The 15,098-nt window shown below is 53.3% G+C and carries 8 protein-coding genes; 2 read left to right on the top strand and 6 right to left on the bottom strand.

Going from position 1 to position 15,098, the window contains the following annotated elements:
• Positions 1-275 precede the first annotated feature (275 nt).
• From hrpA to K0H79_RS08355, 3 genes are all read right to left on the bottom strand, one after another.
• Complete coding sequence (gene hrpA, locus K0H79_RS08365) at positions 276-4,145, bottom strand: ATP-dependent RNA helicase HrpA (protein WP_220077934.1); 3,870 nt, start codon at positions 4,143-4,145, stop codon at positions 276-278.
• Positions 4,146-4,258: 113 nt separating this feature from the next.
• Entirely contained in the window at positions 4,259-4,675 is a 417-nt protein-coding gene (locus K0H79_RS08360; RefSeq protein ID WP_220067591.1) for a CBS domain-containing protein, read from the bottom strand.
• Between the two features lie 86 nt (positions 4,676-4,761).
• Entirely contained in the window at positions 4,762-5,745 is a 984-nt protein-coding gene (locus tag K0H79_RS08355) for an isoaspartyl peptidase/L-asparaginase family protein (protein ID WP_258405500.1), read from the bottom strand.
• Positions 5,746-5,902: 157 nt separating this feature from the next.
• Here K0H79_RS08355 and K0H79_RS08350 point away from each other — a divergent pair, with 157 nt between their 5' ends.
• Both K0H79_RS08350 and K0H79_RS08345 read left to right on the top strand, forming a co-directional pair.
• Positions 5,903-7,777 carry an autotransporter assembly complex protein TamA gene (locus K0H79_RS08350; protein ID WP_408733375.1) on the top strand — a complete coding sequence of 625 codons (1,875 nt, stop codon included), beginning with the start codon at positions 5,903-5,905 and terminating at the stop codon, positions 7,775-7,777.
• Positions 7,774-11,667 carry a translocation/assembly module TamB domain-containing protein gene (locus K0H79_RS08345; RefSeq protein WP_220077932.1) on the top strand — a complete coding sequence of 1,298 codons (3,894 nt, stop codon included), beginning with the start codon at positions 7,774-7,776 and terminating at the stop codon, positions 11,665-11,667. Before K0H79_RS08350 ends, K0H79_RS08345 begins: the two co-directional genes overlap by 4 nt.
• A 196-nt stretch (positions 11,668-11,863) precedes the next feature.
• Here the strand turns inward: K0H79_RS08345 and rplY are convergent, their stop codons facing one another.
• From rplY to K0H79_RS08330, 3 genes are all read right to left on the bottom strand, one after another.
• On the bottom strand, positions 11,864-12,151 hold the full coding sequence (gene rplY / locus K0H79_RS08340; protein WP_011759729.1) for a 50S ribosomal protein L25: 288 nt from the start codon (positions 12,149-12,151) through the stop codon (positions 11,864-11,866).
• Between the two features lie 646 nt (positions 12,152-12,797).
• Complete coding sequence (locus tag K0H79_RS08335; RefSeq protein WP_220067587.1) at positions 12,798-13,346, bottom strand: DUF882 domain-containing protein; 549 nt, start codon at positions 13,344-13,346, stop codon at positions 12,798-12,800.
• A 145-nt stretch (positions 13,347-13,491) separates the two neighbouring features.
• On the bottom strand, positions 13,492-14,910 hold the full coding sequence (locus tag K0H79_RS08330) for a murein L,D-transpeptidase (RefSeq protein WP_220077931.1): 1,419 nt from the start codon (positions 14,908-14,910) through the stop codon (positions 13,492-13,494).
• Positions 14,911-15,098: the final 188 nt, after the last annotated feature.

Genomic DNA, 15,098 nt, shown 5'->3' with positions numbered 1-15,098 from the left:
TTTAGGGGTGTCATGGTTTTCAAGCGCTTAGTTCGATTGTTTTTCATCTGATAAGCAGGATAACGCTATTCAGCCTTTGCTAAACCTAGGTCAAAAAAACGCCAGATGACCACCGTGAAATGGCTGATTTTTGAAAAATATTTACAAAGAGGTAGACAGATAAAAAAACAGGCCGTGATAAAGATCACAGCCTGTTATTACTATGGGGGAAGTATAGCAACGGACACTGACTTTGACCGCCGACGGCGGTGCAGCCAAAACCTGTGCGTCAATGGCTATTGCTGAATGTGCAGCAGCACCCGTTTTTCTGAAATTGGCACCGAGGTACCCAGCACCTGAGCGAACAAAGACACCCTGAGCTCTTCAATCAGCCAGCGTGCCTCCAACAGATGTTCAGGTACGGGTTGGCTTTTAGGCACCTTGGCAAGCTGAGCCTCCAGCGCCTGCTCCACCTTGTGGATTGAAAGCAGCTGCAGTTTGTCACGCACCGGATCGACCGGCAGCTTCTCCAATCGATGCTCGATGGCCTTTAAAAAGCGGATAATGTCGCTCAGCCTGACATGACCACAGTCGGCAACAAAACCCTTGTATACCAATCGGTCGAGCTGGGTTTGGATGTCGCTCATGGCAAAGGCAATATCGAGGCTTATCTTGCCCTTGAGGCGCTTTTTGATTTGATTGTGCAGAGTGAGAATCTGCTCCACCTTGAGGGAGATTTGCTCTGCCACACTGTTTAAGTCGGCGCGCACCGCATCCCTTGCACTGTCAAACCCGGCCCTGGTGCGTACTTCAAGCTGCTGCTCATCGAGAATTTGCGCCACCGCGGCATCTATAATGTCGTCAATCAACAGCTGCACCTGCCCAAAGGGGTTAAAGTACATGGCCAGTTTGGCCTTGTTGGGCAGCGCCTGCTGGAGATGCTTAACCGGCGAAGGGATATTGATAAGCAACAAACGACGCACGCCCCGGGCATGGGCCTTTTGCGCCTGGTGCTCATCATCAAACAGCTTAACAGCCACCGAGTCTTTTTCATCCACCAGCGCGGGGAAGGCTTTGACTTCATAATTGCCCTTTTTGCGCTGAAACTGCGCGGGTAAATCTTCGATGCTCCACTCTGTCAGCCCGGCTTGCTCAATGCCTGACTTGGCCACCTGACGGATGGCCTTGGCCACAACGCCCTGCAAACTTGCCTTGAGGGCATCGAGATCCCGCCCCTCACCCACCAACTTGCCGTGGTCATCTTCAATTTTAAAGTGCATCAACAGGTGTTTGGGCAGCTCGGTCAACACGAAGTCTTCAGCGCTTACACGGGTGCCGGTCATACGCAGCAACTGTTTGGCAAGGGATTCCAGGAGCGGCAAATCCAGTGACATAGCCTGCACTGCGGCACGGGCGTAATCCGGCGCCGGCACAAAGTTACGCCTCAGTGACTTGGGCAGTGACTTAATCAGTGCGATGCATTTTTCTTCCCGAAGGCCGGGTACCAAAAAGTCAAAACCGCTGTCTTCGACCTGATTGAGCAGCGCCACCGGAATATGGACACTGACACCATCATCCTCTGCGCCCGGTTCAAAATGGTAACTCAGGGCAAAGCTTAAGTTGCCCTGATGCCACACATCGGGAAAGTCCAGTTTGGAGACGTGCCCAGTTTGACGGGCATAGAGCATCTCTTCATCGAAGTTCAAAAGCTCTGGTTGCTTACGTCTGGCTTCTTTCCACCAGCTGAATAGCTTGGGCGCGTTGTAAATGCCTTCCGGCAGTCGCTCATTGTAAAAGTCGAACAGCACCTGTTCGTCCACCAGAATGTCGCGGCGACGGGATTTATGTTCGAGCGACTCCACTTCTTCCAGAAGCTTCTGGTTATGGAGAAAAAAGGCTTCGCGGGTTTTGAGCTGACCTTCTGCCAGGGCGCTGCGGATAAAGATTTCCCGCGCTTCGATGGCATTGATGGGGCCGTACTGTACCTTACGGCGATTCACCACGGTAAGGCCGTAGAGCACCTGGTTCTCAAACGCCACCACGGCGCCCTGATTGGCCTCGAAATGTGGCTCGTTGTGCTGCTTCTTGATGAGGTGCGATGCAAGTTCTTCCAGCCACTCGGGCTCGATTTTGGCACAGCCACGGGCAAAGAGTCGGCTGGTTTCGGTAAGCTCCGCCGCCACAATCCATTTGGGGCCCTTTTTCGCCAGCGGCGAGCCCGGGAACACGTAAAAACGGCGATTGCGGGCGCCCAGATACTCGTTGTTATTGTCTTTAAAGCCAATATGGCTCAAAAGACCCGACAAGAGGGCCCGGTGCAGGCTGTCGTAATCCGCCGGTACGCTGTTTAATTTGAGTTTGAGCTCATGGACGCTCTGGCGCACCTGGGTGTAGAGATCTTGCCATTCCCGCACCCTCAGATACGCGAGGTATTCCTGCTTGCACAATTTACGGAACTGACTGGCGGAGAGCGCCTTTTGCTGCTCCTTGATGTAGTTCCACAAATTCAGCAAAGAAACAAAGTCAGAGTCTTTGTCCGCAAAGCGGCCATGGGCCTCATCGGCGGCCTGCTTTTTCTCAAGTGGGCGCTCCCGTGGGTCCTGAATGGACAGCGCCGAGGTAACCACCAGGGCTTCGTGCAGAGCGCCCCTGTCTGCCGACTCAATCACCATGCGGGCAAGACGGGGGTCTAGGGGCACATGGGCAAGCTTGCGCCCAAGGGGCGTCATCTGTGGCAAGCCCTTCTTGAGATTGATGGCCTGCAGCTCTTCCAGCAGCAAAAAGCCGTCTTTGATATGGCGCTCATCGGGGGGCTGAATAAAGGGGAAGCCCTTGATGTCACCCAGGCCGATAGCAAGCATCTGCAGGATAACGGACGCCAGATTGGTGCGCAGAATTTCCGGATCGGTAAATTCCGGCCGCGACAGAAAATCCGTCTCTTCATACAGACGGATACAGATACCCGGCCCTACCCGGCCACAGCGGCCCTGACGCTGGTTTGCACTGGCCTGACTGATGGGTTCAATGGGCAGGCGCTGCACCTTGGTGCGATAGCTGTAACGGCTGATGCGGGCCGTACCCGGGTCAATCACATAACGAATACCGGGCACGGTAAGCGAGGTTTCGGCCACGTTGGTGGCCAGCACGATTCGCCTGCCGGTGTGGGACTTGAACACCTTGGATTGCTCGCCATAGGACAGACGTGCGTATAGCGGCAACACCTCAGTGTCGCGGTACTGCCTGCGGGAGAGCTGCTCGGCGGTGTCACGGATTTCCCGCTCACCGTTCATAAAAATCAGGATATCGCCCGGGCCTTCGGCCATCAGCTCATCGACGGCCTCGAAAATCCCGTCCATCAAATCCAGATCCGGCTCATCGTCCTTCACCAATGGCCGGTAACGGGTTTCCACCGGGTAGGTGCGCCCCGAGACTTCAATCACAGGAGCATTGTCAAAATGGCTTGAAAACCTGTCCACATCGATGGTGGCGGAGGTGATGATAACCTTGAGATCCGGGCGCCTCGGCAGCAGCTGCTTTAAGTACCCCAGGATAAAGTCGATGTTGAGACTGCGCTCGTGGGCCTCGTCGATGATAAGGGTATCGTATTGATTCAGATATTTATCTGACGACAGCTCCGCCAGCAGGATACCGTCGGTCATCAGCTTGATATAGCTGTTTTCATTAATGGCATCGGCAAAGCGCACCTTAAAGCCCACCGCTTCTCCGAGAGGGCTTTGCAGCTCTTCCGCAACCCGGGTCGCCACACTGCGGGCGGCCAGACGTCGGGGCTGGGTGTGGCCAATCAGGCCACGGCTGCCGCGGCCAAGCTCGAGGCAGATTTTCGGCAGCTGAGTTGTTTTACCCGAGCCGGTTTCACCGGCAACGATCACCACCTGATGGTTGGCTATGGCCTCGGCGATGTCATCGCGCTTTTGCGAGACCGGCAGATTATCGGGATAGTGAATGCGTGGACGCGCGCTTAGCCTGGCATCCACCTTGGCTTTGGCCGCCTCGGCACGCTCGGCCAAGCGTTCGAATGCGGCGGCCTTGGCGGCTTCGTCTTCGAGACGTTCTAGGTCTCTGAGTTCACGGCGAATACGGGCCACATCCGATTGATAACATTGTTGTAAATATGCACGGGAGAGAGAGTGTCTTGCAGCGCTCAAAACCGGTTTCCATTGCCTGAAACAAAGACCAGGGATCCTAACAAGAAGCGCGGCATTTGGGTATGAAAAAAGCCCTGGCAGGCAGGGCTTTTTGTGCGGATCACATCCGACTGTCAGGCCGGTGCCAGGTAGCACTGCTGCATATAGACGTTCATGGCAGCCAGCACGTGGGTCCGGTTGATAATACCAATCACCTTGCCGTTATCCACCACGGGATAGATTTTGGGTTTGGCACCTGTCATTTGCTCGGCCAGTCGCAGCACACTGTCATCGGGCGATACCTGCAGCACATCGGTGCGCATTACATCCGCCACGATTGCCGTTAAATCACAGTGATAGCTGCTTTTGAGCATAGTGGCCAAACAATCCTGCTGGGATAAAAAACCCACCAGATGCTTGTCACTGTCTACCACGGGTGCGCCATTTTTTTTGTTTTCCAACAACAGCTCAACGGCCGTGGCAAGCGTCATCTCAGGTTTGAGCAATACGGCTTGCCTGTCCATATGCTCCCTGACTTTAATTGAATCCATTGCATTCCCCTGTCAGTTGTTACACTCCCAAGTGTAGGAAAAAACTGCGGTGATTGCCTGCCGATGGTTTCGATTGCATCAATCTGTTATTTATCACGCCAAATCATGATTAATGGCGCGTCTTTATTGACCCTGCTGGCACGGTACATACCTTCAGTATTGAAAGGAGTGGCCACATTACCCTGGGCATCGATGGCGATAATGCCGCCACTGCCACCGGCCTCCACCAGACGCTGGTTAATCACCTCATCAGATGCCTGGATGACATTCTTTTGCTGATACTTCATCCGCGCACAAATGTCGGCGGCCACATGGTAGCGAATGAAGTATTCGCCATGCCCGGTGGCAGACACTGCGCACACGCCATTCTCGGCATAGGTACCAGCCCCAATAACCGGCGAGTCACCAATACGGCCAAACCGCTTCGCGGTCATTCCGCCTGTAGAGGTCCCTGCTGCCAGGTTGCCGTTTTTATCCAGGGCGACGGCGCCGACGGTGCCAAATTTGTAATCCAGATCGAGACTCGTGGCAGAGGCATGAAAATCTTTGGCGGCGCTTTCGGCGGCATTGATTTTGGCTTTGGCGTCCAGGAGCTGCTTGTAGCGGCTGTCGGTATCGAAGGTGTTGGCCGGCACCAATGGCATCCCCTGGGTCAGGGCAAATTCTTCGGCGCCAACACCGGACAGCATTACGTGATCAGATTTATTCATCACCATTAATGCCAAATCGATAGGATTTTTAATGTGCTTAACACCGGCCACGGCGCCGGCATTCATGGTGTTGCCATCCATGATGGAGGCATCCAGTTCATGGGTGCCGTCGAAGGTGTACACGGCCCCCATGCCCGCATTAAACAGGGGGCTGTCTTCAAGAATATTGATGGCAGCCTTGACCGCGTCCAGACTGTCGCCCCCCTTGGCCAGAATTTTGTGACCGGCGTTTACGGCTTCTTCCAGTTTGTCGCGATACGCCTGCTCCTGCTCATCGGTCAGCTTGGCCTTGGAAATGGTACCGGCTCCGCCATGAATGGCGATGCCAAAGGGATTCTCTTGTGCTGACGCCGGGGACATGGCTACTCCAAGACTAAAAAGGGCTGTGAATATCGCGGGATACTTGTTCATCTTATTCTGCTTTAGTGTGACAACTGTGTGTTCTTTTTAACGATTTCGCGCACCAAACACAATCCCGCCTTGCCGGGCATGCAGGATACAGCGACAATAAAACCCAATGGAGCAACAACTGCAATCCGGGACTTTTGCGCCTTTGAAAGTGAAATTTTTATATCCACTGACAGCCGCCACCCTGTTCGGCGCCCTGCCTGTCAGCGCAGCCAGCGATCCTTTACTGCGGATTAACGTCAGCGGCGTGGATGAAGCGCTCGAAAAAAATATCCGTGCTCACCTGGGTTCCTTACCGGAATCTGAGGTACAAAGGCGCGCCTTTCTGTTTAATGTGCAGGACAGCGTCGAGGCTGCACTGCAATCGGTGGGCTATTACCACGGTGAACTCAACCAAAACCTCATTCGCCATGATAAAGGTCCGTGGGAACTCTCGCTGACTGTCGCTCCCGGCGAGCCTACCCGTATCGATTGGGTGGACATCCGCTTTGCCGGTGAAATGCTTAATGATGCCGCCTTTGACACCTGGCTGGATGACGTCAGCCTGAAGCCGGGTCAGGTGCTCAATCACGGCAGCTATGAAAATCTTAAAGCCGAGCTTGGCGCCATCGCCCTGTCCCGTGGCTATTTTGATGGCAAGTACACCAAAGCTGAAATTCGGGTAAACCGCGATGAAAACCGCGCCACCATCAGCCTGCACTTTGATTCCAGCGCCCGTTACCGCCTGGGAGATGTCAGCTTTGAGGGTGACACCCTGGATGAAGGCTTTCTTGACAGACTCATTCCCTTTGAGCACCAGAGCCCCTATGCAACCCGGCGACTGTCAGCGCTGAACAGCCTCCTGCAGGAGACCGGCTATTTTCGCTCAACCAAGGTATTGCCACAGCTCGATAAGGCCGAGAATGGGGAAATTCCCATTAAAGTTGAACTGGACAATCGTCCGGATCATTCCATCGAGCTGGGTTTGGGTGGCGATATTGGCTCAAGCAGCGACAGCACCTTTGAGCCCAGAGTCAGGGTGACCTGGCGAACGCCACAAATCAACAGCCACGGCCATTCTCAGGAAACCAGTATCGAGTGGTCGCCAGACAGGCCCAAATTTTTAACCACCTATACCATTCCCCTTACCCATCCGCTGGACGATCAGTTAAAACTGCGATTCGGTCTGCTGCGGGATAAGTACGGCGTGACCCAGATATACGAACCCGAGGATCTGGATTTCAGAAACACAGGTCAGTTGGAGTCCAGCAAGCAATTGCTGGGGGTGCTCAGGCAGCAGTCTCTTGGTGATGGCTGGTTGATGGGGTACTCGCTGGATCTTATCCACGAGAGCTACACCCAGTTTGATACCGATTATTCACCATCGTTCCTGCTGGCAGGTTTTAGTCTGTCCAATACCATCAGGGGGGATGCGACTCTCGACCCCAAGTGGGGTTACCGTCAGTCTTATAATGTGGATTATGCCGATCCCAGTCTGGGCTCTGCCACACGTCTGACCCGCTTTCAAGCCAAATTCAAATGGATAGACACTTTCTTTACCAAGCATCGCCTGGTAGCCAGAGCCGATTTTGGCCTGAACCTGGTGAGCGATGGCGACCTGGCACTGGTGCCTCCGTCGCTGAGGTATTTCACCGGCGGCGATCAGAGTATTCGCGGCTATGCATTCCAGGAAATTGGTCCCTATATCGAATTCACCAATGATGATGGCGAACTCGCCCGGGAAGTCATTGGTGGTCGTTACCTCGCAGTAGGCAGCCTGGAATATCAATATTATCTGACGCCATCCTGGCGTTTGGGCTCTTTTGTCGATGCCGGTAACGCGTTTGATAAGGACCAGTTTGAACCCGTGGTATCCGTTGGCGGGGGCGTACACTGGATTTCCCCCATAGGCCCAATCAAACTCGATTTGGGCGTAGGTCTTACTGAGACAGATACCCTGGAGCGCTCGTGGCGTATTCACCTGACTATGGGAAGTGAACTATGAGTCAGGAGATGAATCAAACCACGCCGCCAATGGGCTCTGACTCACCAAATACCCCCAAACAGGCAACAACGGCAATGCCCTGGTATTACCCCTGGCGGCTCTTCAAGCTTATTACCCGACTGGTCGTTTATGTCCCGCTGCTACTCCTTGTGCTGCTGGCCTTGTTGCTGGGCACGCCATTTGGTGCCCGTATCGCCGTAGATATTGCCACAAGTGTGGTGCCCAATTTCAGTGCCAGCTATGCAAGCGGCAGTATCAACCGTGATCTGGCTCTGAGCGATATCCATTGGTCCATGGATGGGATTTCCGTTGAAGGCAAATCGCTGCTGCTGGAATGGCAGCCTTCCTGCCTGCTTGCCAAAGGCCTGTGTGTGCAAAACCTGTCGCTCGAAGGCCTGGCTCTGGTAATAGAAACAGACAAACTCCCTAAAAGCGACAGCGAGCCCACTCCCGCGCCTGAAAAGCTGGTATTGCCCTTCACTATCTCCCTGGATAAGGCGCAATTAACCGCTGTCGATGTGCGCGTCGATACCATGGAATTTGGGGCCGATTACCTGATGGCCGCCGCAAGCTGGCAGGCAGATGGGTTAAAAGTCAACGAGTTACAAAGCCGTGGCTTACAGGTGCTCATACCCAAACCGGACGAAGCCGATTCCGGGGTTAAAGGCAGTCCCACCACATCCGACGGCACAGCCACAGACAGCGCAGCGCCAACAGACAAAAACTGGCCCCTTGCCAGCTTGCCGACCATCGCCCTGCCCATGAACCTGCAATTATTGAAAGCCGAACTGACCGATACTCACCTTGCCATTCTTGGTGAAGAAGAAGTAATAAGTCGCCTGCAGCTGGGAGCGGATTTCGAAGGCAGTGCTCTTACGGTGCAAGAGCTTAAGCTCGAACACCCCGAAGCCGAATTGGAATTGAAAGGCACAGTGGATTTGTCTGCGGACTATCCCATGGCACTGAAACTCAATGCCAACACCCACTCGCCGTCTCGTTTTCCTGATATCGGCGAGCAACAATTACAACTCGACCTCAACGGCAGCCTGTCACAGCTGGTCCTGAAGATACAGGCTAACGGTACCCTCGGTTTTGAGCTGGATGCCGAGGCCGCCCTGTCAAACCCCGAGATACCCTTTACGCTCACCCTGAGTAAGGCAAATGTGGGATGGCCCCTGCAGACGCCCGATTACCAGGCTCAGGAACTTACAGTGGCGGCAAGCGGTAACCTGAAGGCCCAACAGGCAAGTATCAATGGCAATATCATTACCCCGTTTCACAATCCGCTTTTGCTCAACGCCGAACTCAGTCATCAGGGGCAGTCCCTTGAAATAACTGAAGCCGCAGTGTCTGGTGAGCCGGGGAATATTCATCTCAGTGGTACGCTGAATTATGCCGACGGCCTTGTCTGGCAGGCGGGTGTAAGCTTTGACAAGCTCACGCCCTCTGCTCTTACGCTGCAGGAAGGCGTGACCTTACCCCAGGGCAGCCTTGATGGCGCTTTTGAAACCAGTGGCGCTTTTGAAACAAGCGCTACCGTTAAAAACCAGTGGCAAATCAGCCTTTCACAAGCCGATATTCACGGCGAGCTGGAGGGGTTCCCAGTCACCCTGACGGGCGATGTGACAGTTAACGACAAACTGCACCTCAGTGCACAAGACTTTTTATTGACCGCTATGGGCGCCAAGCTGACCCTTAACGGCAATGTTGAAGATGACTGGGATCTGCAAGGCCTTATCCAGGCTCCCGATTTATCGCTTCTGGCTGAAGGCCTGAGCGGCAAGTTGATGGCCAATCTTGATGTGAGCGGCAGCAACAAAGATCCTTTGGTCAACCTTCACGCCCAGGGCGAAGAGATAAAATTTGGTACAACCCAATTGGCGTCGTTATCGATAAAGGGTTTGTACCAGCCATTCGCCAAACATGAATTTGCCCTGTCGGTAAAAGGGAATGCCTTACACCTGGGCAGTCGCAAACTCGAGTCGGTTACACTGGGCGCCAAGGGCGATATCAACAAACAAAAACTGCGGGCGGAAAGCTTTGGCGATATCCGCCTCGATGCTGTGGTGGAAAGCCAGTTCGATGAAAAAGCGCAGCAGGTCGCAGCGAGCATCACGCGCTTTGATCTCGGCAGCGAATTTGGTGACTGGGGCTTATCCCAGGATTTGCAGCTGAACTGGAAACTCGCCAGTAGCAGCGGGACCCTGAGCGAGGCCTGTTTTACCCAGGGTGACAACGCGCTTTGCCTGCCGCGACCTGCCACACTGGGGAGTAGCGGTGATGTGGCCATCAGTTTCCGGGGAGAGCCCGGCGCCATCATAGACAAGCTGCTGCCAACAAACATGGACTGGAAAGGCAAAGCCAGCCTCGACGCCGCGGTAGACTGGAGCCCCAAACGCAAGCCGGCAGGCGAATTGAGCCTGGTGTTCGAGCCCGGCTCAGTCACACTGTTAAGACCCAAGGGCAAAATAGTCGAAGTGGGCTTTGAAGCGCTGTCAGCCAAAGCCAGTCTCAGCCCCGACACTTTGACCGCAGATTTGAACCTGCGCTCCACCCGACTCGCAACGCTGGATAGCCGCGTCGAAATTGCGGTGACACCCGACCGGACGCTGGGCGGATATATTCATCTCGACCGGATACAGCTCGAAGCGCTGAGAGAGTTTTTACCCCAGCTGGATACCCTGGAAGGTGAGATAAGCAGCGAGCTCACCCTTGCCGGTACCCTTATGTCGCCAGAGGTCAGTGGCAACCTTGCGCTGGCCAAGGGGGCATTTTCCGCCAGTGCCAACCCCACTCTGATTAGCGATGTTGAGATGCTGCTGGCTTTTGCGGGCCAACAGGCCAGGCTTAATGGCAGCTGGGTGATGGGTGAAGGTAAAGGGGGCATCGAGGGTACACTCGCCTGGCCCGATGGCCAATTCAGCGGTGAATTGGCCGTGAAAGGCGACAAACTGGCGGTCATAGTGCCGCCCATGGCTTTACTCGACGTATCCCCCGATGTGACTCTTACCTTTAATGCGGCCATGTTGGATCTCAAGGGCAGCGTCAATATTCCCACCGGCAACATCAAGATAGTGCAGCTTGCCGAAGGCGGGGTCGCCGTATCCTCTGATGTGGTATTTGATGACTCCATTGCCAAAGCCGAACAAAAGACCAGTCCTTATGGTGTGACGGCCGATCTCAATATTCGGGTGGGCGATCAGGTGAAAATTGAAGGCATGGGCCTTCAAGGCCGACTTGACGGTACCCTGCGATTGCAGCAACAAGCCTTCAAGCCGCCTTTACTGTTTGGTGACGTAAAGGTGCTCAGTGGCAGCTACAAATTTATGGGACAAACACTGAAGATCCCCAAGGGCGAAGTTCAGTTTGTCGGCCCGCCGCAGCTGCCTAACCTCAACATTGAGGCCATCCGTGAAATAAAAGACGAAGACTTGATTGCCGGTGTCAGGATCACGGGAACCGGTATGGCGCCCGAAGTGACCCTGTTTTCCAATCCATCAAAAGAACAGGCAGAGATCCTGTCTTACATTCTCAAAGGCAAAGGCTTCGCCAGCAATGGCAGCGGCGACAACAACGCATTGATGATGGGCGCGGCACTGTCACTGAGTTCATCGCTGTCGGGGGGCGCTATTGGCAGCATTGGCAGCACGGCGACGTCCCTGGTCGAAAAATTTGGCTTCTCCAACGTACAACTGGATACCAATGATGAAGGCCGGGTTGCCATCAGTGGCTACATAGGAGAAAACCTGATGGTGAAGTATGGCGTGGGTGTGTTTAACCCGGGCTACGAGATGACGGTCAGATACTACCTGCTGTCGCAGCTGTACCTGGAAACTGTGTCTGGTACCGTTGGCCAGTCGCTGGATATCTACTACAGCTTCGACCTCTAGCATTAGCCTGCGTGCATTGGCCAAAAGGTGGCAACCGGAATGTTGCCAACTGGACTTCTCTGTTGCCAACACTGAGGTTTTCGCTACCCTCGACGGATAACCATCACACAGTGCGATACCGACTGATAGCCTAACGCATCAGCAGCGGGCACAAAAAAAGCGCCCATAGGGCGCTTTTTCCGGCAAAGCTTAATGATTAAGCGTAAACGAAGTCTACGTGGTCAATCATTGGCTTGAATACGTGGCGCTGCATAGCCTGAGCGCGTACGTTTACTTCTTTGCCGTCCAGAACGATGGTCAGAACGCTGGTGTAAAAATCATCGTTGGCCTGGATGTTGATGATGTCCTTGTGGTCAAAAACGATGGATACTGGCTCTTTGCCAACACCGTAGATAACAGCAGGAACTTTACCCTCACGACGCAGGCGGCGGCTCGAACCTTTCCCGATCTCAGTGCGGGTTTGTGCAGGAATAGTGTAAGACATGTTTTTATCACTCATATCAGAAAGTTACAGAGTAAATTGATTTTCGACCAACCAAATCACACTGGCTTCGTCAAACACGAAGCGCGCGCATACTAACACAGCCACCCACACCGGGCAAGGCAAGACTGTACTTTGGCGCCACAGCAGACAAATTGCTAAACAAAGTTTGCAATTGTAACTGCATGGAAAATCTTATGGTTACCAAGAGTTGGGCTGTGATCTTGCTCACATTTCATCCATGACACCGCTGTTACGCTGCAACGGATTGGCTTCTGGAGACTCACCATGGTCACAAATAATACTGGCGTCAACGATTTAATGCGTCAGTGGCAAGGCAGCTTTTATTTGTTGGATGCCTTAATGAATCGATTGGAGTGCAAGTTCGATACTCTGGTGATAACCAATGACACCATGGACCTGCTGTTGGCAGAAGCCATCGCCTGCACAAGTGAATTGGACAGCCTGACCCGCCGTTTAGCGGGCAGAAACAGGCCCTCTTCGCTGCGCCAATTTTACTGCAGATTGGCGGCTACCTTATCCGACTGGCAAATGAACAGAGAGCAATCAGGCCTCAGGACCGGATGTTGCTCTCTCTTATCTGACTATGGCGTACTGCTGACTGAATTGGATGCCTGGTGTAAAACCGTTACCAGCTGCGTACACGCCCCACATCCACATGCACAAACCCCGACTGTGGATAGTAACCAACCCCACCCAGCTTAAGCTCTTTGGCGGCGTCTCTCAGCCTGTCCAGGCGTATCCCGGGTATGGCGATGTCGATAGCCTTGCCTTCCATGTGCAGGCTTTTCTTGGCAACCCCACCACTTTTCTTCGCCAGCATGGCATTGGTTTGCGGTGAACGATAACCGGAAATAATGTGGATTGTATCCTTTGTTTTTAGGTTTTCCTGCAAATGAAATAGCAGGTCATACAATCGCTTATCCATTGGTGCTGCAATATTTGCTCGATGATCACGCAAAAGATGATCAAAGTCGGTCAAAATCTCTTTTTGATATTTACCATCAACCCAGTAAGCTCCCTTACCTTCTTCCTGGGTGTGGCGGTTAAACATACTCAGCATCCTGCTGCCTTGGGTAGAACGACTGGCCATCGCCGGCGATGAAATTACAGAAAACATTGCCATGCTTCCCAGCCCAAGCATTAACTGCCTGCGAGCAGGAGAGAATTTTGTCACTCAGTCACCTTTGTATTATTTTTGGTCAAAACAGCCAGAAAATATAACGAAAGGCTTATATGATCAAGCTTTCTGACGCATAAACCATGACGGGGATCAAAATCCAATCCAATTGAAAACGGCAGCTGTTTATTGGGGGTTGTGGCTATTTGGCGGCAAGAATTTGATTATTTTGCGCAAATCCGTAGATGTCTTCCCTGAATTGGGCCCTTCCTTCGGCATCGACCCAACTGGTCCAGTAGACAAAATGAACCGGTAGCCGTTCTTTGAGGGTAAACCAGCGGGTGGTCTGTGGTGTTTGCAGGGTTTGTTGCCAGCGACGTGGGTCAGCAAGGCGTTCATTGGCAAGCCATGCGGACAATTCATTGATTTTTTCAACCCTGACACAACCCGACGACAATGCCCGCATCGGTTCATCAAACAAGTGCTTATCCGGGGTGTCGTGCAAATAGACATTATCGTCGTTGGCAAAGTGGAGCTTAAACCGTCCCAACGCGTTGTCCGGACCAGGACGTTGTTCCAACAAGTACGGGAACTTTCCTGCTGCCGCACTTTGGAAAAAGTCGTCCGTTTCCTTCACTTCTTCACCTTCCCTGCTCCAGACGATAAAGCCCTTTCGGGAAAGATAACTGCCATCTTTACGTACCTTTGGCAGCACATCCAACCGCATCAACCGGCGGGGAACCCGCCAAGAGGGATTCACCACCACTGCGCTTATTTCACTCTGAATAAAGGGCGTTTTACGGGTGGGTTTACCAACTATTACCCGCGAGTGCATCAGTGCCTCACCATCATCGACCAGCTCCAAATCAAAGGCGGGAATATTGACCAACACATAGGTTGACGGCAGCGTTTGCCGCTCGCGGCTCTGAACCAGATAGTCCTTGGCTAACCGTGTCGCTCGCGTCTCGGGTGCAAGGTTCAACCAATAGAGGGTTTTGGGGCCAATCACCGCATCCTGTTTGAGCCCATGACGATGCTGAAATGCCTTCACCCCCCTTGCCAATTCATCATCATAGCGGGAAAGAGCATAACCAGACTCAACCTCCATATCCCCAAGCAACCATAGCCGCTTTGCAATTGCCGCGACCTCAGTATGCGAATCACCGGGCCTGAGCAAACCATTCAGCACTATGGGTGGCCAGGGCTGTTCGGCCAACCAGAGCAAGTGCCGCAATCGATTCATGGTATTGAGGAATCTGTCGTTTGGTTCGAGAGCAATCAATCTTGAGTTGAGATCCGATGCAGCAGCTTGATGATGAGCCCATTCGGCGGTCTCACTGCTGTTGTCAATCGTATTGCCACTCCGGTCCAGATACCCCGGGTTTGACTGCATACCTAGCTGGCGCCAGGCATTTTTCAGCTTAAGATAATCCAGCTCCAGAGACTTGGTGTCCGTGTCGAAATTGCGAAGCAACGGGCTTAGCTCAACCTCCAGTGAGGGCTCAGCCAAAATAAGCAAGCTGGCCTGGTCACGCATTAACTGACGGCTATAAGCGTCCTCCGCGCCCAGTGCGGCCAAGTTAACCAGACACAGTAAACAAATCCAATAGACTCTTGCCATGATGACTCCTGCAGGCGTATTCCTTCATGCCTTGCCTTAATGATGGCATCTGGATTAGCCCCTGTCATACCACTGCTGACTGACTTCTCGCACAGAAACCCAGCAACCGGCCAAGGATCAAGGATTTGCACTTGAAGATCATTTTCAAGCTGTTATAACTGGCCGCTTTTTTACAGGCCATTTTTTGA

This window comes from Shewanella sp. FJAT-52076, assembly GCF_019457455.1.
Classification (GTDB): domain Bacteria; phylum Pseudomonadota; class Gammaproteobacteria; order Enterobacterales; family Shewanellaceae; genus Shewanella; species Shewanella zhangzhouensis.
Note: the sequence above shows the minus strand (reverse complement) of the source record. Positions and strands in the feature narration are given on the sequence as shown.

Bases quoted from the DNA above. Each gene is read 5' to 3' on its own strand.
- K0H79_RS08330 (WP_220077931.1), bottom strand. From the start codon at position 14,910: ATGGCAAGAGTCTATTGGATTTGTTTACTGTGTCTGGTTAACTTGGCC.
- K0H79_RS08360 (WP_220067591.1), bottom strand. From the start codon at position 4,675: ATGGATTCAATTAAAGTCAGGGAGCATATGGACAGGCAAGCCGTATTG.
- K0H79_RS08350 (WP_408733375.1), top strand. From the start codon at position 5,903: ATGGAGCAACAACTGCAATCCGGGACTTTTGCGCCTTTGAAAGTGAAA.
- K0H79_RS08345 (WP_220077932.1), top strand. From the start codon at position 7,774: ATGAGTCAGGAGATGAATCAAACCACGCCGCCAATGGGCTCTGACTCA.
- rplY (WP_011759729.1), bottom strand. From the start codon at position 12,151: ATGTCTTACACTATTCCTGCACAAACCCGCACTGAGATCGGGAAAGGT.
- K0H79_RS08355 (WP_258405500.1), bottom strand. From the start codon at position 5,745: ATGTCCCCGGCGTCAGCACAAGAGAATCCCTTTGGCATCGCCATTCAT.